The 20,366-nt window shown below is 60.9% G+C and carries 19 protein-coding genes and 3 pseudogenes; 14 read left to right on the top strand and 8 right to left on the bottom strand.

Translation table 11 applies throughout. From position 1 onward, the window contains the following. Positions 1-14 precede the first annotated feature (14 nt). Positions 15-1,304, top strand: a complete 1,290-nt coding sequence (locus tag BN1800_RS00560) for an RsmB/NOP family class I SAM-dependent RNA methyltransferase (RefSeq protein WP_086993478.1) — start codon at positions 15-17, stop codon at positions 1,302-1,304. Here the strand turns inward: BN1800_RS00560 and BN1800_RS00555 are convergent. After that, the gene (locus tag BN1800_RS00555; RefSeq protein WP_027510606.1) at positions 1,301-1,813 is read right to left on the bottom strand and encodes an HPP family protein; all 513 of its coding nucleotides are present in this window, start codon (positions 1,811-1,813) and stop codon (positions 1,301-1,303) included. The two genes, BN1800_RS00560 and BN1800_RS00555, sit on opposite strands and share 4 nt — an antisense overlap. Before the next feature lie 205 nt (positions 1,814-2,018). On the opposite strand from BN1800_RS00555, the gene BN1800_RS00550 reads away from it, so the two are divergent. The 12 genes and pseudogenes from BN1800_RS00550 (at position 2,019) to BN1800_RS43795 (ending at position 13,088) form a co-directional block, all read left to right on the top strand. Continuing rightward, positions 2,019-3,293, top strand: coding sequence for an imelysin family protein (locus BN1800_RS00550; RefSeq protein WP_086993476.1), 1,275 nt, complete (start codon positions 2,019-2,021; stop codon positions 3,291-3,293). Between the two features lie 47 nt (positions 3,294-3,340). Continuing rightward, positions 3,341-4,879: a di-heme oxidoreductase family protein gene (locus BN1800_RS00545; protein ID WP_086993474.1), complete on the top strand. Its 1,539-nt coding sequence runs from the start codon at positions 3,341-3,343 to the stop codon at positions 4,877-4,879. Beyond that, entirely contained in the window at positions 4,879-5,973 is a 1,095-nt protein-coding gene (locus BN1800_RS00540; RefSeq protein WP_086993472.1) for an imelysin family protein, read from the top strand. The genes BN1800_RS00545 and BN1800_RS00540 overlap by 1 nt, the downstream gene beginning before the upstream one ends. 4 nt (positions 5,974-5,977) lie before the next feature. Continuing rightward, entirely contained in the window at positions 5,978-7,069 is a 1,092-nt protein-coding gene (locus BN1800_RS00535) for a DUF1513 domain-containing protein (protein WP_086993471.1), read from the top strand. Positions 7,070-7,184: 115 nt separating this feature from the next. After that, positions 7,185-7,634 carry a PaaI family thioesterase gene (locus BN1800_RS00530; RefSeq protein WP_027510611.1) on the top strand — a complete coding sequence of 150 codons (450 nt, stop codon included), beginning with the start codon at positions 7,185-7,187 and terminating at the stop codon, positions 7,632-7,634. After that, complete coding sequence (locus tag BN1800_RS00525) at positions 7,631-8,269, top strand: 5'-methylthioadenosine/S-adenosylhomocysteine nucleosidase (protein WP_027510612.1); 639 nt, start codon at positions 7,631-7,633, stop codon at positions 8,267-8,269. The genes BN1800_RS00530 and BN1800_RS00525 overlap by 4 nt, the downstream gene beginning before the upstream one ends. A gap of 94 nt (positions 8,270-8,363) precedes the next feature. Further along, complete coding sequence (gene guaA / locus BN1800_RS00520) at positions 8,364-9,926, top strand: glutamine-hydrolyzing GMP synthase (protein ID WP_086993469.1); 1,563 nt, start codon at positions 8,364-8,366, stop codon at positions 9,924-9,926. 292 nt (positions 9,927-10,218) lie between these two features. After that, positions 10,219-10,548: pseudogene (locus tag BN1800_RS00515) on the top strand (Arm DNA-binding domain-containing protein); the annotation flags it as partial. After that, complete coding sequence (locus BN1800_RS43800) at positions 10,533-10,745, top strand: M48 metallopeptidase family protein (protein WP_086993465.1); 213 nt, start codon at positions 10,533-10,535, stop codon at positions 10,743-10,745. The pseudogene BN1800_RS00515 and the gene BN1800_RS43800, both read left to right, overlap by 16 nt. 233 nt (positions 10,746-10,978) lie before the next feature. Continuing rightward, complete coding sequence (locus BN1800_RS00505) at positions 10,979-11,599, top strand: type IV toxin-antitoxin system AbiEi family antitoxin domain-containing protein (protein ID WP_280173936.1); 621 nt, start codon at positions 10,979-10,981, stop codon at positions 11,597-11,599. Continuing rightward, positions 11,589-12,494 carry a nucleotidyl transferase AbiEii/AbiGii toxin family protein gene (locus tag BN1800_RS00500; RefSeq protein ID WP_086993461.1) on the top strand — a complete coding sequence of 302 codons (906 nt, stop codon included), beginning with the start codon at positions 11,589-11,591 and terminating at the stop codon, positions 12,492-12,494. The genes BN1800_RS00505 and BN1800_RS00500 overlap by 11 nt, the downstream gene beginning before the upstream one ends. Positions 12,495-12,650: 156 nt before the next feature. Continuing rightward, positions 12,651-13,088, top strand: a complete 438-nt coding sequence (locus tag BN1800_RS43795; RefSeq protein WP_086993460.1) for a HEPN/Toprim-associated domain-containing protein — start codon at positions 12,651-12,653, stop codon at positions 13,086-13,088. Between the two features lie 37 nt (positions 13,089-13,125). Here the strand turns inward: BN1800_RS43795 and BN1800_RS00490 are convergent, their stop codons facing one another. Continuing rightward, positions 13,126-13,473: a winged helix-turn-helix transcriptional regulator gene (locus tag BN1800_RS00490; RefSeq protein WP_086993458.1), complete on the bottom strand. Its 348-nt coding sequence runs from the start codon at positions 13,471-13,473 to the stop codon at positions 13,126-13,128. 135 nt (positions 13,474-13,608) lie between these two features. Between BN1800_RS00490 and BN1800_RS00485 the strand changes: the two genes are divergently transcribed. Then, a complete protein-coding gene (locus tag BN1800_RS00485) occupies positions 13,609-14,463 on the top strand; it encodes an SDR family oxidoreductase (protein WP_086993456.1) in 855 nt (284 codons plus the stop codon). A gap of 262 nt (positions 14,464-14,725) precedes the next feature. Here the strand turns inward: BN1800_RS00485 and BN1800_RS00480 are convergent. The 6 genes and pseudogenes from BN1800_RS00480 to BN1800_RS00455 all read right to left on the bottom strand — a co-directional run bounded on the left by BN1800_RS00480 (position 14,726) and on the right by BN1800_RS00455 (position 20,358). Further along, a pseudogene (locus BN1800_RS00480) lies at positions 14,726-15,500 on the bottom strand (alpha/beta fold hydrolase). Between the two features lie 150 nt (positions 15,501-15,650). Next, positions 15,651-16,445 (bottom strand): SDR family NAD(P)-dependent oxidoreductase, encoded by a 795-nt coding sequence (locus BN1800_RS00475; protein ID WP_086993453.1) that lies wholly within the window; start codon positions 16,443-16,445, stop codon positions 15,651-15,653. A 32-nt stretch (positions 16,446-16,477) separates the two neighbouring features. Beyond that, positions 16,478-16,981, bottom strand: a complete 504-nt coding sequence (locus tag BN1800_RS00470; protein WP_086993451.1) for an SRPBCC domain-containing protein — start codon at positions 16,979-16,981, stop codon at positions 16,478-16,480. A 3-nt stretch (positions 16,982-16,984) separates the two neighbouring features. Next, positions 16,985-17,582, bottom strand: a pseudogene (locus BN1800_RS00465) (NADPH-dependent F420 reductase). A 48-nt stretch (positions 17,583-17,630) separates the two neighbouring features. Further along, complete coding sequence (locus tag BN1800_RS00460) at positions 17,631-18,128, bottom strand: SRPBCC domain-containing protein (protein WP_086993450.1); 498 nt, start codon at positions 18,126-18,128, stop codon at positions 17,631-17,633. A 997-nt stretch (positions 18,129-19,125) separates the two neighbouring features. Then, positions 19,126-20,358 carry a TetR/AcrR family transcriptional regulator gene (locus BN1800_RS00455; protein ID WP_086993868.1) on the bottom strand — a complete coding sequence of 411 codons (1,233 nt, stop codon included), beginning with the start codon at positions 20,356-20,358 and terminating at the stop codon, positions 19,126-19,128. Between the last annotated feature and the right edge of the window lie 8 nt (positions 20,359-20,366).

Raw genomic sequence — 20,366 nt, 5'->3', positions numbered from 1 at the left:
CAGGAGTTTTGTGAATGCGTTTGGGCGGCCGCCTCGAGGGGGCGATTTCGGTTCTTGCTGATATCGATCAGCGCAAAAGACCTGTCGCCGACGCGCTGAAGGACTGGGGCCTCGCGCATCGCTTCGCAGGGTCCGGCGATCGCGCCGCAATCGGCAACATCGTTTATGATGCTTTGCGCATGCGGCTTTCGCATTCGTTTCTGATGGATGATGACAGCCCGCTGGCGATTGCCTATGCCGTCATGTTCCGTCAATGGCGGTTCACGCCGGAAGCGCTTGCCGCCGAACTTTCCGACGACAAGTTCGCGCCGCCTTCTCTGCCCGATGCAGCGCTCGCAGCCTTCCAGAGCCGGGCTCTTTCCTCCGCGCCTCCCCATGCCCAGGCTGATATTCCCGAGTGGGTACAAAGCTCCTTCGAGATGGCATTCGGCGACAGCTGGCTTGCCGAAGCGCAAGCACTCGCCTCCCGCCCGACGCTCGACCTGCGAGCCAACATCCTGAAGGCCAGCCGCGAAAAGGCGGTCAAGGCGCTTGAAAGAGCCGGCGCGCATGAAGCGAAGATCGCGCGGTACGGCATCCGGATTCCTGCCGGTGAAGGCGCCTCGCGGCTTCCGAATGTCACGGCTGAGCTTTCCTTTCAAAAAGGCTGGTTCGAAGTTCAAGATGAGGGATCGCAGATCGTTGCCGATCTGGTGCTGCCGAAAGATGGCGAGCAGGTGCTCGACTATTGCGCCGGAGGTGGCGGCAAGACCCTGGCCATGGCGGCAGCGATGCACAACAAAGGCCAGATCCATGCTTATGACGCCGACCGCAAACGCCTCGCGCCGATCATCGAGCGTCTGAGGCGCGCCGGTACGCGCAATGTTCAAGTGCACGACGATGCGAAGGCGCTTTCGAGCCTGCGCGCTCGCTGCGACAAGGTGCTGGTCGATGCACCCTGCACCGGCACCGGCACCTGGCGCCGCCGCCCGGATACCAAATGGCGGCTGACGGCGAAAAATCTCGATGAACGCACCAGCCAGCAGCAGGATGCGCTGAAACAGGCAAGCGCCTTCGTTCGCCCCGGCGGTGAATTGATTTACGTCACCTGTTCCGTGTTGCCGCAGGAGAATGAGGCGCAGGTCCGTCGCTTCACCACGGAAAATCCGGAATTCGCGATCGCAAGCGCCCTGCCTGCCTGGAACGATCTGTTCGGCAAGGATGCACCGCGCCCGCGTTCGTCAGACGGTGAAACGGTTACGCTGACACCGGCATCGACTGATACGGACGGCTTTTTCTTCTGCCGGATGCAGCGGAAAGCTTAAGGCGCCTCCGGCGCACGCAGCGGATATTGAAGGCGCGGTGGGATAAAGTGGTGCACGACGGCAATCGCCACCAGCAGGACGCCGCCCAGGAAAACGACGGTAAAGAGCGTCAGTCCACCGAGATGCGAGCCGAACGCCACAAGCGGCACCGCACCCGCCGGTGGATGCGTGATCCGCAACAGCAGCATGCCGGCAATCGCAAGACCGACCGCGACTGCCCCAGCCCACCAGATGCCCGGAAAGAAGAAGGCGGCCAGACCAGCAATCAGCGCCGCCAGCAGATAGCCGCCGATGACGTTTGCCGGTTGAGCAAGGGGGCTCTGCGGCTGGCCGAAAAGCAGGACAGCACTTGCGCCGAAGGGTGCAATCAGCAGCGGAATGCCCGTCTCGATCGTCAACGCTCCAACGGAAAGCATACCCACCATCGCGCCTATGCCGGATTTCAGATGGTGATGAGTCTCGCCTTTTTGTTCGTGACGATGGATGAAATGCCTGATGTGATGGCGCACGCGGGGGATCCAGATCAGAAATTGAGCAATTGCACACTAATAGATCAACCTTCTGCCTTTTTCCAAGCAAAGTCCTTTCTAATCACGCGCTTTCAGACAAATTCCATCCTTAAAATCATTCCAAACTAGAGTGTTTGACACTGGTTTTCTTTTGCGCGAAGAGATTTGGGTGATTTCAGACGGATATCCGTCACAGGAGAGGATCATGAAGCTCAACAAGAATTTCTGCGCAGCATTGGCGCTGGCGGTAGCCCCTCTATTTCCCGCCGCGGCCCTCGCAGACACCGACGCTGCCGCCGTCGTGAAGCATTATGCCGAAGTGGCCCATGCCAAGTACGAAGATTCGCTGATCACCGCGAAGGCGCTCGATAAGGCGATCGATGCCTTCCTGAAGGCGCCGAACGACGAGACGCTGAAGGCCGCCAAGGATGCGTGGCTTGCGGCCCGTGTTCCCTATCAGCAGACGGAAGTCTACCGCTTCGGCAATGCGATCGTCGATGACTGGGAAGGCAAGGTCAACGCCTGGCCGCTCGATGAGGGTCTGATCGATTACGTCGATGCGTCCTACGGCACGGAGAGCGACGAAAACGCACTCTTTGTCGCAAACGTCATCGCCAACAAGACGATCAAGATCGACGGCAAGGATGTCGACGCTTCAAAGCTGACGCCGGAGTTCCTGTCCGGCACGTTGCAGGAAGCAGGCGGTGTCGAAGCCAATGTCGCGACCGGCTACCATGCTATTGAATTCCTGCTCTGGGGCCAGGACCTGAACGGTACGGGTCCTGGGTCGGGCGACCGCCCGGCAACGGACTACGACCTCAAGAATTGCACGCATGGCAATTGCGACCGGCGTGCCGAGTATTTGAAGTCGGCCTCCACGCTGCTCGTCTCCGACCTGCAGGAAATGACCGACAATTGGACGGCTGACGGTGCTGCGACGAAGAACGTCGAAGCTGATCCGAAGGCCGGCCTCGTCGCGATCCTGACCGGCATGGGCTCACTTTCCTACGGCGAACTCGCCGGCGAGCGCATGAAGCTTGGCCTTTTGCTGCACGATCCGGAAGAGGAGCATGATTGCTTCTCTGACAACACCTATAACTCGCACCTTAACGATGCGGTCGGCATCGCCGCCGCTTACACCGGGGATTACACCCGCGTCGACGGAACGAAACTGACCGGCGCATCACTGCACGATCTCGTTGTCGCCAAGGACAAGGCGCTTGATGCCGAGGTGGCGGGAAAGCTGAAGACGACGCTTGATGCGATGAACGCCATGGCAAAGCGCGGCGAGACGGTCGAGAAATACGACCAGATGATCGCCGAAGGCAACAAGGATGGCAACGCCGCCGTTCAGGCCGCCATCGACGGCCTCATCGACCAGACCAAGTCGATCCAACGCGTTATTGCCGCACTCGATCTGGGTACGGTTCAGCTTGAAGGTTCCGACAGCCTGGATAATCCTAACGCTGTCTTCCAATAAGCAAAAAGGCGGGTCGCTTCCGAACCGAAGCGGCCCGAACCCCGAAAATGCCGCATAATCCGGCTCGCCGCCTATACTTCAGCGCAGCCTTCTGCGCCACGCTTGCCGGCCTTTCAGCGGCCATTGCCGCCAACTTCGATCTTCCGGCGAAACGGACAGACCTCTCCGATGCCGATTTGAAGCGCGCCGAGGCCGTGACGCGCCCGGCGAGTGATTTTTCCAAGGCCGAGCCATATGAAGCGATGCAGGCGGGTGCCGCCACATCGATTGATCCGGTTACACAGGATTCCTTCTCGCATATCTCGGCGAACATCTCCTTCGAGCAAGAGCAGAACTTCAATCTCGGCAACGCACTCTTCAAGAAGCTCTGGGTTTCCGCACCATCCTCGACACAGGCATCGGACGGACTCGGGCCGCTCTTCAATGCGCGCTCGTGCATGAGCTGCCACGTGAACGACGGGCGCGGCAAGCCACCTGAAGGCGGCGTCAGCGCCACTTCGATGTTCCTTCGCCTTGCACGAGCAGCGGCGACACTGGAAGAAAGAGAGGCGATCGCAAATGCTAACGCCGTCAATTTCCCCGACCCCGCTTATGGCCATCAGCTGCAGGACCTTGCCGTGCCCGGTCTCGCCGCCGAAGGCAAGATGGTAATCCGCTATACGCCAAAGACCGTTACGCTTGCCGGTGGAGAAACAGTCTCACTGCGCGCGCCGACCTACGAAATCAAGGATCTAGCTTACGGCCCGCTCCACCCGGCAACGACGATATCGCCGCGTGTTGCCCCGGCGATGATCGGGCTGGGCCTCATTGAAGCCATTCCGACAGCCGATATCCTTGCGCATGCCGATCCGGACGACAAGAATAGCGACGGCATTTCGGGCAAGGCTGCCATTGTTCGAGATTCTCGCATCGGCGCAGCCACCCTTGGCCGCTTCGGCTGGAAGGCGCAGAATGCGACAGTGCGCGACCAGAGCGCTGCTGCTTTCTTGAGCGACATCGGCATATCGACGCCCGACCGGCCGGATGCGCACGGTGATTGCACGCAGGCCGAGATGAAATGCCAAAAAATGCCGACCGGTATTCAAAAGCGCCTCGGCAATGAAGAGGCACCCGGGCCTATCCTCAATCTCGTGACCTTCTATTCCGCTAACCTCGCCGTGCCAGCGCGGCGAAAGGCAAGCTTCCCGGAGACGCTGCGGGGCAAGGAACTTTTCTATCGGTCCGGCTGCATATCTTGCCACGTGCCCAAATTCGTCACCCGTCGGGATGCGGCCGAAAAGGCTCAGTCTTTTCAGCTTATCTGGCCGTATTCGGATTTCCTGCTGCATGACATGGGTGAGGGCCTTGCTGATGGCCAGCAAGTTGGCCGCGCAAGCGGACGTGAATGGCGCACGCCGCCGCTATGGGGTATAGGACTGACCCGGACTGTCAGCGGGCACAGCTTTTTCCTTCACGACGGCCGCGCCAGAAATCTCACCGAAGCGATCCTCTGGCACGGCGGCGAAGCAGAAAAGGCCCGCGATGCATTCTCCTCTCTGCCGAATGACGATAGAGAGGCCTTGATCAGATTCCTGGAGTCCCTGTAATGCGCCTTTGGCAACCTCTCCTGCTTTCGCTCGTGCTTGCGACATCGGTAACTGCGCAGACCGCGTCGACGCCGGCGGGGCTGAACGAGGAGGCTGTCCCGGCCGTAATGGCGCGCGCCGTCGATGAGGTGATCCGGCCCGGCTACCGCAATATGCAGCAGTCTGCAGCACGCCTGACGACGGCGATGAAGGATCTCTGTGACAACGGGACCCAGCAGACTCTGGACAAGGCTAAATCTGCCTTCGACGATGCGATCCGCTATTGGTCGATCATCGAAATCGTACAGACCGGCCCGGTGATGCACGACAACCTCTTCGAACACATCCTCTTCTTTCCTGACCGCAAGGGCGTGGGCCTCAGGCAGGTGCAGGCGCTGCTCGCCAAGGCCGACCCGAAGGATGCAACAGTCGATGCGATTGGCGGAAAAAGCGTTGCCCTGCAGGGTCTCACGGCACTGGAATACGTGCTTTACGGCAACGGCTCCGATCAGCTGGTTGGTCAAAAGAACGGGTTCCGCTGCCAATTCGGCGCGGCTGTCGCGGGCAATATCCAGCGGGAGGCCGGCGAAGTCGTTGCGGCTTGGGAGAAGCCGGATGGTGTGCAGGCAAGCTGGAAACGTCCCGGTCCCCAAAGCGAAGATTTCATGGATAACAAGGAAGCGGCGACCGCGCTTCTCGGAATTCTTGTCCACGGCGCCGAAACCGTCCGCGATCAGCGGCTGGAGCTGTTCTACAAAGGCCGGGACACCGCGCCGCGGCCGCGCATGGCTATCTACTGGCGCTCGAAAAACACCTGGAAATCGATGACGGCAAACATCGAGGGACTGCGCACGCTCTGGCAGAAGGCTGGAATGGCGGAGCTCCTGCCTATCGACAAGAAGCCCATCGCCGATGCGATCGAGGCGAACTTCAAAACGCTGCTCGACACAGTCCCGAAACTCAATCCGGATATCGACATGGCCACCAGCGATGCGGAAAAAGCCAAGCTTGACGCATTTCTGGCAACAAGCCGCGCGCTGATCACTCGCATAAGCGACGAATATGGCGGCGCAATCGGCCTTTCCGCCGGCTTCTCCTTCTCCGACGGGGACTGAGCCGATGTGGCGGAGCGCTGCCATCGACCGGCGCAGTTTAGTCAAGGCAGCGGGGCTGAGCTTTCTCGCCGCATTGCAGCCGCGCGCGCTGCTGGCACTTGAGCGCGCCGATGCGGTCTATGCCTCGGGCATCCGCGCCGCCGACGGCTCCTTCGCTGTCGCAACCGTGACCGAGCGTGGCGAAATCGTCGATCAGGTAACACTCCCCGCTCGCGCCCATGGCATGGCCTTCAGTCCGGCCACAGGCAAGACGGTTGCCTTTGCCCGTCGCCCCGGAACCTACGCAATGATCTTCGACCCTTGGAATAAGGGCGAACCGATCGTCATCACCTCCGCCGAAGGTCGCCACTTTTACGGGCACGGCGCCTTTTCGCCGGACGGACGCGTTCTCTACGCCAGCGAGAACGATTTCGACGGCAATCGCGGCATGATCGGTCTTTACGATGCGACAAGCCGCTTCGCCCGCATCGGCGAGTTCGAGACCTATGGGGTCGGCCCTCACGATATGACTGTCTCCGACGATGGCCGCTGGCTTGTCGTCGCCAATGGCGGCATCGAAACCCATCCGGATTCCGGTCGCACGAAGCTCAACCTCGGCAACATGCAGCCGTCACTGACGCTGATCGATGCGGCGAATGGCATGCTCGTCGAAAAACATGTTCTGCCGCCGCAATGGTCGCAGGTCTCGACCCGTCACGTTGATATCGACGCCGGTGGCAGCGTGTGGTTCGCATGCCAGTACGAAGGCCACCGCAACGACCTGCCACCGCTCGTCGGCCGCTTCGCCAAAGGCGAGGAGCTGACCTTCATCGACCTGCCGGAGAAAACGACCCGCCGGCTCGGCAACTACGTCGGCGCCATCGCCGTCAACCGCAAGGACGGCCTCGTCGGTGTGACCTCGCCGAAGGGTGCCTCCGTGACGATCGACGCCCGCTCCGGCAAGGTACTGGCCGAGGACATGATCTCCGATGCTTCCGGCATCGCACCCGCTCGGCACGGATTTGCGGTTTCTTCCTATGGCGGGAAATTCCTTGCAACGCGCAGCGATGTGGCATGGGACCAGCATATCGTCGGGATTGCACGCGGGCGCGGCTGAATCCTCGGTGCGGCAGTCGTCAAGGCGCGACCGTCTGTCTGAACTGATTTCGCCTGCTCATCCTTGTCGAATCCGGCGTGCCGTGCCACTTTCGCGGTTGCAAGGGGACAAATGCATGAATGTCAGGGAAAGCGGTGATTTCCGCGAGCGGATCCGGCAGAGCTTCGCGCGCCAGGCGGCGATGGAAACGATCGGCGCCGAACTGACGCGGGTCGAGCACGGCGTGGTGGAGATCGAGCTGCCCTTCGACGTCAAGCTAACGCAACAACATGGCATTCTTCATGCCGGCGTCATTTCGGCAGCGCTCGACAGCGCCTGCGGCTTTGCCGCCTACAGCGTCATCGACGCCGATGCCTCGATCCTCACGATCGAATTCAAGGTCAACCTGATGTCGCCTGGGCGGGGGGAACGCTTCCTGTTTCGCGGCGAGATCACCAAACCCGGCTCCAACATCATCGTTGCCGATGGGCGCGGCTATGCGATTGACGACGGACCGGCCAAGCTGATCGCCTCCATGACGGGAACGATGATGGTCGTCCGCGGCAGAGAAGGAATTACGGGATGAAATTCGAACTGAAGCCGGTGGCCGGCAAGTCCATCCTCTTCGTCATGGCGGCGGAAGCCGAATACGGTCCCTTCCTGCGCTCCCGCTTCGAGCCGCTGATGACTGGCGTCGGTCCGGTCGAGGCTGCGATCGCGATGACGAAGACGCTTTCACGGCTCGATCAGGCCGACGACCTGCCGCAGCTTGTCGTTTCTCTCGGCTCGGCAGGCTCCGCAACGCTGGAGCAGACGGAGGTCTATCAGGTTTCGTCCGTTTCCTATCGCGACATGGATGCATCGCCGCTCGGCTTCGAGAAGGGCAGCACGCCCTTCCTCGACCTTCCTGCCGTCATCGATCTGCCGCTCCGCATTCCCGGCATTCCAGAGGCCAGCCTTTCGACCGGCGGCAACGTCATATCGGGACCGGCCTACAAGAACATCGCTGCTGACATGGTGGACATGGAAACATTCGCGATCCTCCGCGCCTGCCAAGGCTATAGCCTGCCATTGATCGGCCTTCGCGGCATTTCCGATGGCGTCGAAGAGCTGCAGCATATTTCGGGCTGGACGGAATATCTGCACGTGATCGACCGTAAGCTCTCCTATGCCGTCGACAGTCTGTTCACAGCATTGGAAGACGGTGTCTTTTGGTTCTAAAACGCCTTGAAGCAGGGACAATCAGGACAATAAAATCCCGACGCGGCCGATTTCCTGCATTGCCAGAACGGGTGCTTTTCATTAAAGGCTCGCCATGACCCAGACAGCACATCCCGACAGCGTTCTCATCGTCGATTTCGGCAGCCAAGTGACCCAGCTGATCGCACGCCGCGTGCGCGAGACCGGTGTCTACTGCGAGATCGTTCCCTTCCAGTCCGCCGAAGAGAGCTTCAAGCGCCTTCAACCGAAAGCTGTGATCTTGTCCGGCAGCCCGGCTTCAACGGTCGATGAGGGTTCGCCGCGCGCGCCGCAGATTATCTTCGACAGCGGCCTGCCGGTCTTCGGCATCTGCTACGGCCAGCAGACCATGTGCATGCAGCTCGGTGGCAAGGTCGAGAGCGGTCATCACCGCGAATTCGGCCGCGCTTTTCTGGACGTCGACAAGGATTGCCAGCTCTTCGAGGGCCTCTGGTCCTCCGGATCGCGCCATCAGGTGTGGATGAGCCATGGCGACCGCGTCACGGCGCTGCCCAAGGGCTTCGAGGTCGTCGCGACTTCCTCCAACGCGCCATATGCCTTCATTGCCGACGAAAAACGCAAATATTACGGCGTGCAGTTCCATCCGGAAGTCGTGCATACCCCGGATGGCGCGAAGCTCATCGGCAACTTCATTCACAACATCGCCGGCATCAAGGGCGACTGGTCGATGTCTGCCTATCGCCAGAAGGCGGTCGAACAGATCCGCCAGCAGGTCGGCGACAAGCGCGTCATCTGCGCGCTTTCTGGCGGCGTCGACAGCTCGGTCGCAGCGCTCTTGATCCATGAAGCCATCGGCGACCAACTCACCTGCATCCTGGTCGATCACGGTCTGATGCGGAAAGACGAGGCGGCAAACGTCGTTGCGATGTTCCGCGAGCATTACAATCTGCATCTGCTGCATGTCGATGCCTCGGACAGGTTCATCGGCGAGCTCGAAGGCGTCAGCGATCCGGAAACCAAGCGCAAGATCATCGGCCGCCTGTTCATCGAAACCTTCGAGGAAGAAGCGAAGAAGCTCGGCGGCGCCGACTTCTTGGGCCAGGGCACGCTCTATCCGGATGTCATCGAGAGCGTCTCCTTCACCGGCGGCCCGTCGGTCACCATCAAGTCGCACCACAATGTCGGCGGCCTGCCGGAGCGCATGAACATGCAGCTCGTGGAGCCGCTGCGTGAACTCTTCAAGGATGAAGTGCGCGCGCTCGGCAAGGAGCTCGGATTGCCCGACAGCTTCATCGGCCGTCACCCCTTCCCAGGGCCGGGTCTTGCGATCCGCTGCCCGGGCGGCATCAATCGCGAGAAGCTCGACATCCTGCGGGAAGCCGATGCCATCTATCTCGACGAAATCCGCAAGGCCGGTCTCTACGATGCCATTTGGCAGGCCTTCGCGGTGCTGCTTCCGGTCCAGACCGTCGGTGTCATGGGCGACGGCCGCACTTACGAGTTCGTCTGCGCGCTCCGCGCCGTCACCTCGGTCGACGGCATGACCGCGGATTTCTTTCACTACGACATGGAATTCCTTGGCCGCGCCGCAACCCGCATCATCAACGAAGTGCGCGGCATCAACCGCGTGGTTTATGACGTAACGTCGAAGCCGCCTGGGACGATCGAGTGGGAATGATTCAGGCCTATCCGAACGCCGCCGAAACTGCGCCAAAATGCGACGCAAGCCATTGAAAACAAAAATTAAAATAGCCATCGACATTCGGTGGCTATCGGCACGTAGAGTTTGGCTCTGGCGGCCCGCCTGACGGACCTCCGTGATATTGCGTGGACGAATTTTTCAAAGTACCGTCACGATCAATGAGGGTCGTGACGGTACTTTTTTCGTTTTAACGCATTGAAAATAAAAGGAAATATCTGCCGCGACCCCCCAAAATTGTGCTGATGGTACTTTTCAGGAGGTAGCAGGGATGCTGACGGACGCCGCCCTCAAGGCATTGAAACCAAAAGATAAAATATACAAAATTTCGGACCGCGACGGGATGTATGTTCGCGTCATGCCGAGTGGTGCGATCTCGTTTCGCCTGGACTACAGGCTCAACGGCCGTCGGGAGACCGTCTATCTGGGGAGGTACGGACGCGATGGAATCTCGCTTGCCCGGGCCCGAGAGAAATGCATTGACGCGAGGCGCGCCATCGGAGAAGGACGGTCGCCCGCGATAGAGAAGCAGCGCGAGAAGCGCCGCTTGAAAGAGGCAAAGAGCTTTGGCGAGTTCGGAGAGAAGTGGCTCACGGCTTCATCTACACTCCTAGCGGGCGTGTGGTGCTTAATGTGGATTTAGTAAGGGCAAGCCCTCGTCTTATTGACTACGTCATCTGTCACGAACTAGCGCACTCCTTCTATCCCGATCATGGGGAGGGCTGGCGCGCGCTACTTGATACGGTGATGCCCGATTGGGAGGACCGAAAGGTGCACTTGGAGGACGCCTTGCGTTAGCAGCTGGCGGTCATTTGAAGAAACATCCTTCGCCCTTCACCTGTCTGCTTCACTATCGCCTGCTGCTCCTTTGTCGAAAGCAGGGTTTCGCTGCACTCGATCGGTCGAGGAGACGGCAATGGCGCCGATGGACGTGCCATTCTCAAAGGGAGCAGATGAGTGGGTGTTTTTCAGAGAATGGATGTGTTAAAACCTCTGCTGTTATGAGTCTCGGCAGAGGAAACATCACGGAAGTGGACACGGCTGGCACCCAACGGGCTCGCGCGCTGGAACTCCTGAAAGCCCGGCATATGCTGCGGCTGAAGGATTTCGCCGCGCACGGCATTGGCTCGGAGACGCTCGCGCGTCTCGTGCGAGATGAAGAAGTCGTTCGTCCGGCGCGCGGCCTCTACCAGCTTCCGGACGCAGCGGCCGACGCACGACATGCCCTGGCCGAGGCATCGGCGCTTGTGCCGAAAGGGATCGTCTGCCTGACCTCGGCGCTGCAATTTCATGAGCTGACGCTGCAAATGCCGTCGGCGGTCTGGATGGCCATCGATCGAACGGCTTGGCGCCCCAAAATCGACTATCCGCCTATCCGCTTCGTACGCTTCACCGGCGCCGCTCTCACCGAGGGCGTCGAACGGCATCGCATCGAGGGGGTCGAGGTGCCGATCACAAATCCGGCGCGTTCGATCGTCGATTGCTTCCGCTATCGGACGAAAGTCGGCCTCGATGTTGCGATGGAGGGGCTGCGCGAGGGGCTCCGGCGGCGCAAGACCACAAGCGACGAACTCTGGACATATGCGAAGAGGGCCCGAATTTGGTCGACCATGCGCCCCTATGTCGAAGCGACGGTGGCTGATGGCGCGTGAACCGAAGAAAAACGTCGGGGCATCGGTGCGCGCCCGGCTCCTGGATCGGTCTCGCGCGGAACGCACGGACTTTCAGATCCTGCTGACGCGCTATGCGCTCGAAAGGCTCCTGTACCGGCTGAGCCTATCCGCGCATCGCGACCGCTTCATCCTCAAGGGCGCGATGCTGTTCGTTACCTGGGTCGCCGACCCTTTTCGGCCAACGCGGGACCTCGACCTGCTGGGCTACGGCGAGAACAGTCCTAAGGCAATCGCAGAGACTTTCCATGCTATTTGCACACAGCCGGTCGAGGATGACGGCGTTGTCTTCGACGTGGATGGGCTCGAAGCCGCGCCGATCCGAGAAGAAGTCGAGTATGGCGGCGTTCGCGTCCGCACCACGGCCACCATCGCAGGCGCCCGCATTCCGATTCAGGTGGACATAGGCTTCGGCGACGCCGTCACGCCGGGACCGGTCGATATAAAATATCCATCGTTGCTCGATGCGCCGGCGCCGCGCCTTCGAGCCTATCCGGTCGCAACCGTGATCGCCGAGAAATTCGAGGCGCTGGTGACACTCGGCATGGCGAATAGCCGTCTGAAGGATTTCTACGATCTTTGGCTGATCGCCGAAACGTTCGAGCTTGAGCGGTCCACCCTCGCGGAGGCCGTGCGCCAGACTTTCGCTAGAAGAGGGACAGATTTTCCGAAGGAGAGGCCGATGGGTCTCAGCGATGCCTATGCCGAAGTATGGGATCGTCAGTGGCGGGCCTTTCTTGGTCGCGAACGTATGGCGGCCGCGCCGCCAGGCTTGGCCACGGTAGTGGGGGATCTCGGGAACCTTCTGCTGCCCTTGACGGAGTCCCTTGATGGCAATTGGCGTTGGAAGCCGCGAGTGGGATGGGTTCAGTCGTAAGCCAAATGGCCGGAGGGAGACGAAGATCGCGGCACGAAGTGGTAGGAGTTTCGACCGCGCCCCACTGGTCAAAGAAAACAACTCGTAGAAGCACGTGATAACCTAAACAAGTCGGGCTTCACGCTCTCAAATCTGGAGTGCCGCCGCTTGGGATCAATGATTCATCTGACGCTTGGTCGCATTGAACTTGACTGGGGCAAGAACGGCGGCTTTCAAAACCATAGCGCCCTGTTTCGGCCGGGCGACCTCACTGATATTCCGTATTTCTACGCTGCGGACGAAGATGATGCCGAAAGCGCAGCGCTTCCACTCATTCGGCACTCCGATACCTTCAGCTACCGTCTTATCACGGAGATGAAAGAGGGATATTCCGCGCCCTTGCGAACGGTTGCCCGGCGGCTCCTCTTGTTAGGCCACACCGACGACTACTGCAGAGAGGAGTTTGGAAGCCGATCGCTAGTCCGATCTCGCCGATACTTCTGTCGCGGAGACGCAAGGGTGAGCAGCGCCAGCCACCGCCGCTATCTCCCTCGCGTCGATGATCGCGAGGCCAGGCGCTGCTTGGAGCCACGCAAATGGTTCGCGTTCGATTAAGGTGCGGCCAGCCGCGAAAAGATGTGCTCCGGATCGTCTAGCTTGAAGAATCACGCAGCAGCAGGCGCGATCCCACTTCTACGATCGACCTGATCGCAGGGAGTAATTCCTTCCCCAAATCGGTCAGTTCGTATTCCACGGTCGGCGGCGATGTCGGCATCACGTGGCGTGTCAGGACGCCGCGCTGTTCGAGATCACGCAGCCTGCTCGTCATCACCTTCGCGGAGATCAACGGGTTGTCGCGGCGTAGTTCGGAGAACCGGCGCGGGCCTTCGCTCAAGGACCAGAGCACCTCCGGCGTCCAGCAGCCACCAAGTAGATCCATGCACTTCGACATGGGGCAGCCGGGAGGCGCCTTCACCGCCTTTCGTACCTTGAGAACCATCGCGCATCGTCCAGAGTGAGTTTCCAACTGGTTACTGGAAAATGGAGGTAACCGCAAGGTACGTGGTTTCCCGTGGTAACGATGGCCGCTATGTAAAGGCTCTCGAATCGATCCAACCACGAAATGGACTGAACGATGTACGCAGTAACTGGAGCAACAGGACGACTGGGGCGCCTCGTAATCGAGGCACTGCTGAAGACCATTCCCGCCGACCGTATCGTCGCGGCGGTTCGCAACACCGTAAAGGCCAGCGATCTGGCCGAACGCGGCGTGATCGTGCGCGAGGCCGACTACAGCCGGCCCGACACGCTCGGTCCGGCGCTGGACGGCGTCGAGAAGCTGCTGCTGATTTCCTCGACCGAAGTCAGCGGTCGCCTGCCGCGGCATCGGGCAGTAATCGAGGCGGCGAAGGTGGCCGGGGTTTCGCTGATCGCCTACACGAGCATGCTGCACGCCGACACATCGCCCGCGACGCTTGCGATCGAGCATCGGCAGACGGAGGAGGTCATCGCGGCCTCGGGCCTGCCCGCCGTGATCCTGCGCAACGGCTGGTACACCGAGAACCATCTCATGGCGCTCCCGGCAGCGCTTGAGCACGGCGCCTTTGTCGGCGCCGCGAAGGACGGGCGCTTTTCGTCGGCGGCGCGGCAGGACTATGCGGAGGCCGCAGCCGTGGTGTTGGCGACTGATGGGCACGCCGGGAGGACGTATGAGCTTGCAGCCGACCAGGCCTTCACCCTTGCCGGGCTTGCCGCGGAGGTCTCGCGGCAATCGGGCAAGGCGACCGTCTACAACGATTTTTCCGAGGTCGCCTATCGGGATGTGTTGACGGGCACCGGGCTGCCGGCCGATCTCGCCGCTCTTCTCGCGGATGCCGACGCTGCAGCCTCGCGCGGAGCCTTGTTCGATGACGGAGGTACCCTTGGTCGGCTGATTGGCCGCCCGACCATTCCGATGGAGAGCCTCGTCGCGACTGTCTTGCGCGGTTGAAGACAGGGCGGGGGGCAGGCGTCACATCACGGCATGTGCGGTTCGGAAGGACGGGGGCGCTCCGATCTCAACCGAGCCTTGCCGAGTGAGGTGACGACGCGCTGCCGTGAGCGCGACACGTAGGCCACTCAATCAAGTTTCCATAATCTTTAAGACGACAATCGGAAGAGTTGCCCTATCCGTCTTCCTGTCGATGGAGGTTTTCGTCTCCACGATCGGGCGCTCTCTTCCGGCAGGAAGGACGGGAGCCGGTCGGATGCCTTCAGCTGCTGTAACCGGCGGCTTCCAGAATGAGGTTCGTAACCTCGTCCGGGCGGGAAATCATCGAAACGTGGCTTGCCTTCAGTTCTATGGTTTTTGCGCCCATCCCCTTGGCGAGAAAGCGCTGAAGCTCGGGGTTGATCGTGCGGTCTTCCGTGGACACCGCATAGAAGCTCGGCTTGGAGCGCCAGGCAGCTTGCGTTGTTCGACCTGCCAAAGCTTCTTCTGGAACGGCTCCTGAACCGCATAGAGCAACTTCGCCTTTTCCGCCGGCAGGCCGCCCGCGAAATCCTTGAGGAAAGCCTCCTCGCCGAGACGGCCTTCCTCCCCTTCGAACACGATGCCGGCAGATGCTGGCGGCTTGGGGAACGTCTTTGCGAGTGCAGCGAAATCCTCCCCGGCGTCGGGCGCGCGTGCGGCGATGTAGACAAGTGCCGAAACGTTCGGGTGGACGCCCACCTCGGAAACGAGCATGCCGCTGATGGAATGCCCCACCAGAACCGTCGGACCATCCTGCCGGTCGAGCACGCGCTTTGCGGATTCCACCGACTCTTCGAGCGTCGTCAGCGGATTTTGCACTGATGTCGCATTGAGGCCATGGCCTTGCAGACGGGCGAGAACGTCGAGCCAGCAGGAGCCGTCGGCAAAAAGCCCGTGAACGAGAACGACGTTGCGCGCCTGATCCGGCTTGGCGGTTGTCGCAAAGCCGTCTGTGGCCGCAAGAGAGACGGCGGCGCCGGCCACGAGAGCTTTGGAGAATTGCGTCTATTGATCATTGTGGTTCTAGCCCGTTTTGGTCGGTTGGTTGAGGCAGCGGACGGTCATGATTTATTGCGACGCTAGCCGGTTCTGCAGCAAATGCCTCATCGGTGTATTTCGTGATCAGGGCACGGTTGTTTCACGCTCCCGCCGGTGCGAACGCAGAATCAGGCGACGAAGCGGACCACGCCGCCATCGACCCGCAGAGCCGCCCCGGTGGTCGCCGAAGCCTGCTCCGAGCACACATAGACGATCATGTTGGCGACCTCGTCGGTCGTCGCAAAACGCTGGATAAGGCTCGTCGGGCGGGCCGCTTTCAAGAACGCTTGCTCGGCTTCTTCCTGCGTGATTCCCTGGTCTTTGGCTTGTCCTGCCATCCAGTTCGACAGGATCTCGGATCTGGTCGGACCTGGCACGACGGCGTTGACGGTGACGCCGGTGCCCGCGACCGACTCGGCCAGACCGCGGGAAACCGCGAGTTGCGCCGTCTTCGTCACCCCGTAGTCGATCATCTCTTTGGGAATGTTGAGCGCGGACTCGCTGCTGACGAACACGACGCGACCCCAGCCCTGCCGCACCATATTCGGCAGGTAGTGGCGCGTCATGCGCACGCCGCTCATGACGTTGATCTGGAAAATGCTGAGCCAGTCCTCGTCGGTCGTGTCGGCAAAGTCTCTCAGAACCGCCGTTCCAAGATTATTGACGAGGATGTCGGCCTCCGGCGCTTGCGCGAAGAAGGTCTCGGCGCCCTCTGCTGTCGAGAGGTCGGCGGCGATGCCCGAGATGTCGCTTCCGGGAAAGGCCTGTCGCATCTGCCGCACCGCCTCGTCGACCCGGGCTTCTCCACGGCCGTTGATGACGACCGACGCGCCGGCACGGGCCAGTCCCTCCGCGGTAGCACGGCCGATGCCAGCCGTTGACCCCGTAATGATCGCTGTGCGGCCCTTGAGTTCGATATTCATGTTATTTCATCTCCAATTATAGGACAGGGGCGTCAGCTCGCTTTCTTTGCTGCTTCAGCCTCCGCTGCGCGGGCGAGGCTTTCGACCCACTCCTGGTGATAGCGGTAGAGCGCGCCGGGATGCTTGTGCCCGAGCAAGTCCAGAAACCAGGCTCCCTGTTGCGTCTCCTCGGTCAGCACATGGCAGCCATCGTTGGTCGGCGTGATAACCCAGCCGTGAAATGCGCTCGAGCCGGTCTCATCGCCGTCGACAGTCGTCGCCCAAGCGAGCCGGCGCAAGGGCTCGAACTCGGTCACGATAAGGCTCATAGGGAATCCGACGGTGACTCGCCTGTACTTGGTTCCGAGCGCCAGTTCTGCCTCACCTGTCAGAATCTTGACCTGATCTTCGGCAGGAAAGTAGCTCAGCCAATTCTCGGCATCGACGAGCAGCTTCCAGACCACTTCAGGCGGCGCCTTAATGTCGATGTCGTTCAGCGCATAGATGGCCGACGTTCTGGGGTCATACCGCTCCGGCCAGATTACATGGTCGTACATGGTTCATTTGTCCCTTTTGAACAGATCCTGGAAGATCAATGGTGCCCAGCTGTTGTCCCGCGCCTGCACGAGCTGACCGCCTTCCGCGATCTTGCCGAGGCTAACCGGCGCGTAGCCGCTCGACCAACGCGGCGACCGTCGCAGTTGCGCTTACGTCATCGCTCGACAGGAAGACGACGCGGCGCCCACCGTTGATGACCGGGTCTTCGGCGAGGACGCCTGCGGGCAAGTGGTTAAAGCCCTTTACGAAGTGAGCGCCGGGGAAGGCCTTGGCGATGACGGCGGAGGATGGAAGACTGCCTAGGTCTTCAACGGGAACGCCAAACGCGTTCGTGACGTCGATGATTGTCTTGCCTCGCCAGCTAACTTGGACCTTGGCAACCTCTCGGTGCTCCCAGAACGGGACCGCCAGGACGATGGTGTCGGCCTTGATTGCATCCTGCAACGCCTTGGGAACGACCGTGGGCCCAATCGCGCGAGCCTGCGGCGCCAGCGCCTCGGGCGCTCGCCGACTGGTGACCGCGACTTCGATATTATTGCGAGCGAAGGCGCGGGCAAGCGCCTGGCCCACTGCACCGAAACCGACAATTGTGTAACTCATGTTGCTATTCCAATCTATGTTGATGCCCGGACGTCGTCGGCTCGGGCCTTATCTGGCGGCAGGCTTACCGCGCTGCGTAGCGACCTTCGCGAGATCCTGCAGAAGCTTCTCGTGCGTGCGCCAGAAGATGTCTGGAGCTTCCTTGGCCAGTTCGATCCACAGCGGCCCCTGCATTGTTTCTTCGGTCCAGAGGTGGGTTCCGTTCGGTGTGGGGGTAATGATCCAGGCGTGATAGGCCTTGGATTCGAGGGACGATTTGGGGCCGCCGCCCCAGGCGATGCGCGTCATCGGCTCGAATTCCTGCACAGACGCGTAGACGTCCTGGCCGGCCAGATTGGTCTCGAACCGCGTGCCAAGGCGCAACGACTCGTGTCCGCCGAGTAGTTCGACATACTTGACCCCGGGGTAGAAGCTGGGCCAGGCGGTATGGTCCACGAGCAGCGACCAGATGGTTTCAGGGGATGCTGCGACTTCCAATTCGTTTGTGAAATGGATCGGGGACCGGCTGGGCGTCATGTCCTCGGGCCACTTGATTGCTTCATACATGTCGACTTCTTTCTTCTCGATTGACCTTGAACGGACGCGTGCGATTTCGCGCACGGCGGCTGGGAGGAACTGTTGGCCGCGCTTTTGTGCACCACTCGTTCACTTCCCGCCCACAGGCTTTGCGCGGGCCGGTTCCTCTGCAGAATTATTTAGGAAGTGCGCGACCGGGGAAGGACCCCTGAATCCTCAACATCCGTTGTGCATATTCGCACCACCGGGCCAATTTGGCCGCGAGGACAGCCGTGCCGGCTGTATAGTTGTCCATCGGCCGCCCGTGGTCGCGGACGTTTCGTCGGCGATGGAGTTGCGATCGCTTGAAGCGGTGGTATGCCGCCCGGCGACGCCACATTCTTGAGCGTCCGCGATAGGAACGGTAGGTATCGATCTAGGGATATTCTGGTACGGACGACCGGATAGGGGCCGGGTACGGACTGTCCGGTATCGGCTGGGTAATGCGAGAAGCCGCCGTTCTGCAGCCGACCTCAAGTAAGCCGTTCCGGGCTCTCCATGCCAACTCCAGAAGCGGTCATTCACGAGCCCACCGTGATGGCGGCTAGAAGCCAAGCACGCTCGCCCGTCGTTGTTGATCCTCCAGCGACACCACATAGTGAACGAAAGCCGGGCACTCTTCGATCGACCAATCAAGCGGATCAGCGTTTCGAGGCCACGCTTCTGTCGATCATTGAACGTGGCTTGGGCCTCGCTGAGATCGGTCGCCGAGTTTCGATTCACAAAGCCAAAGAACTTCCCGAGAAGGCCAGCTATCGCGTCGGGCACCTGCACCCATGAGCGGTCCTTCGAGTCAACAAACGAGAAATTGCCTACCGGTGTTTCAGACTAATCGCCGCGCGCGTGCTTGGTTCACGGAAATCGTGAGCGCAGCGAGCGGTCGTCTTCGGGAATTGTGGCGTCCGCGATGGCTACTCCCACCCCGGCGGGCCCCAGACAGCGAAGGACAATCTACCGATCGGTAAAGATCTTGACAGATTAGCTGTGCCTAATCTTTACTGACCGGTAATTCGGCGGATGCGGTCCACATGGTCAAGCTGCTCTCAACCAACGCCTCAAGCTCACGTTGGCTTGCGCCGGCCCCTCCCTGCATGAGGATGCCGTGCATCAGGGATTGGACAAAGCGCACGAGACCTTCGACATTGACGGTCGGCAACAGGTCGCCGTCGCGTTTGGCCCGCTCAAACCGGGCCGCGAGCAAGTCGCGCCCGATGGCCTGGCGCCTGAGGACTTCGTTGCGGATGGGCTGCGCCTCATCACCGCCTTGCATTGCGTTAAGAACCATGAGGCAGCCGCGCGGTTGCCCCTCTGCCTGCTGATCGCGTAGCGCTCCCCTGAGCAGCGCTTCGAAAACGTCTCGCGCCGTCGGAGCTTGGAGCGCTTCAGTTAGGTAGTCTTTACGAAGTGACTGATAGAGGTCGAGGGCCTTGAAAAACAATGCTTCTTTGTTGCCGAATGCGGCGTAGAGACTGGGTCGAGTGATTCCCATCGCCTCAGTGAGATCATTCAACGATGCGCCCGCGAAACCCTTGGTCCAAAAGACCTTCATGGCAGCATCGAGCGCTGTGTCGGCGCTGAACCTTCGCGGGTCGCGGCCTAACTCGCCTGCCGGTGCCGCCCCCCTCGTTGAAGCGCTCGCGGCGGCCGCAACGTCGCTGATCGCCCGCCAGGCCGCCATCGCCTGTTCGGCACCCTCTCGCAAGTCGTCGTGCGGCGCGCCGCCGGCGGCTTTCATGGCGAGGCCGCCGAGAACCGACGTCACATAGCTCGCCAGCCCTGAGGCATCAGCGTCCACAGGGAGTTCGCCACTCCGTTTCGCCTCCTCGAACCGGTCTCGCAGTTTCAGTTCTGCCGATTGGCGGCGATGAAGCAGGGCAGCGGGAATGTCGGCATTCTCACTGCCCATCGCCAAGCCCGCATGAACGAGTATGCGGCTGGACTCCTGCGCTGGCGAGGTCGTCAGCAAGCGCTTGACGACTTCTTCGGCCGTGGGGGCTGTGAGCGCCCACTCCCAGTGCTCGTCCTCGCGGGCACTACAGCGGCCGAGAACAGCGTCGAAAAGCCCGCGCTTGCTTCCGAAAGCCGCGTAGATGCTGGGAGAGTTCAAGCCCATTGCGGCCGTCAGTTCCGCCATGGTTGAGCCGTCGTAGCCCCGGCGACCGAAGACGTCCGCCGCGCGATCTAGCACTTCGCTTTCTTCGAACGCACGGGGGCGGGCCATTGACAGCA

The sequence above is a fragment of the Rhizobium sullae genome (assembly GCF_900169785.1).
Classification (GTDB): domain Bacteria; phylum Pseudomonadota; class Alphaproteobacteria; order Rhizobiales; family Rhizobiaceae; genus Rhizobium; species Rhizobium sullae.
This window is presented reverse-complemented; position numbering and strand designations above follow the sequence as displayed.

Excerpts from the sequence above, each read along its gene's own strand:
- BN1800_RS00560 (WP_086993478.1), top strand. The coding sequence starts at position 15 with ATGCGTTTGGGCGGCCGCCTCGAGGGGGCGATTTCGGTTCTTGCTGAT.
- BN1800_RS00550 (WP_086993476.1), top strand. The coding sequence starts at position 2,019 with ATGAAGCTCAACAAGAATTTCTGCGCAGCATTGGCGCTGGCGGTAGCC.
- BN1800_RS00545 (WP_086993474.1), top strand. The coding sequence starts at position 3,341 with ATGCCGCATAATCCGGCTCGCCGCCTATACTTCAGCGCAGCCTTCTGC.
- BN1800_RS00540 (WP_086993472.1), top strand. The coding sequence starts at position 4,879 with ATGCGCCTTTGGCAACCTCTCCTGCTTTCGCTCGTGCTTGCGACATCG.
- BN1800_RS00535 (WP_086993471.1), top strand. The coding sequence starts at position 5,978 with ATGTGGCGGAGCGCTGCCATCGACCGGCGCAGTTTAGTCAAGGCAGCG.
- BN1800_RS00530 (WP_027510611.1), top strand. The coding sequence starts at position 7,185 with ATGAATGTCAGGGAAAGCGGTGATTTCCGCGAGCGGATCCGGCAGAGC.
- BN1800_RS00525 (WP_027510612.1), top strand. The coding sequence starts at position 7,631 with ATGAAATTCGAACTGAAGCCGGTGGCCGGCAAGTCCATCCTCTTCGTC.
- guaA (WP_086993469.1), top strand. The coding sequence starts at position 8,364 with ATGACCCAGACAGCACATCCCGACAGCGTTCTCATCGTCGATTTCGGC.
- BN1800_RS00500 (WP_086993461.1), top strand. The coding sequence starts at position 11,589 with ATGGCGCGTGAACCGAAGAAAAACGTCGGGGCATCGGTGCGCGCCCGG.
- BN1800_RS43795 (WP_086993460.1), top strand. The coding sequence starts at position 12,651 with ATGATTCATCTGACGCTTGGTCGCATTGAACTTGACTGGGGCAAGAAC.
- BN1800_RS00490 (WP_086993458.1), bottom strand. The coding sequence starts at position 13,473 with ATGGTTCTCAAGGTACGAAAGGCGGTGAAGGCGCCTCCCGGCTGCCCC.
- BN1800_RS00485 (WP_086993456.1), top strand. The coding sequence starts at position 13,609 with ATGTACGCAGTAACTGGAGCAACAGGACGACTGGGGCGCCTCGTAATC.
- BN1800_RS00475 (WP_086993453.1), bottom strand. The coding sequence starts at position 16,445 with ATGAATATCGAACTCAAGGGCCGCACAGCGATCATTACGGGGTCAACG.
- BN1800_RS00470 (WP_086993451.1), bottom strand. The coding sequence starts at position 16,981 with ATGTACGACCATGTAATCTGGCCGGAGCGGTATGACCCCAGAACGTCG.
- BN1800_RS00460 (WP_086993450.1), bottom strand. The coding sequence starts at position 18,128 with ATGTATGAAGCAATCAAGTGGCCCGAGGACATGACGCCCAGCCGGTCC.
- BN1800_RS00455 (WP_086993868.1), bottom strand. The coding sequence starts at position 20,358 with ATGGCCCGCCCCCGTGCGTTCGAAGAAAGCGAAGTGCTAGATCGCGCG.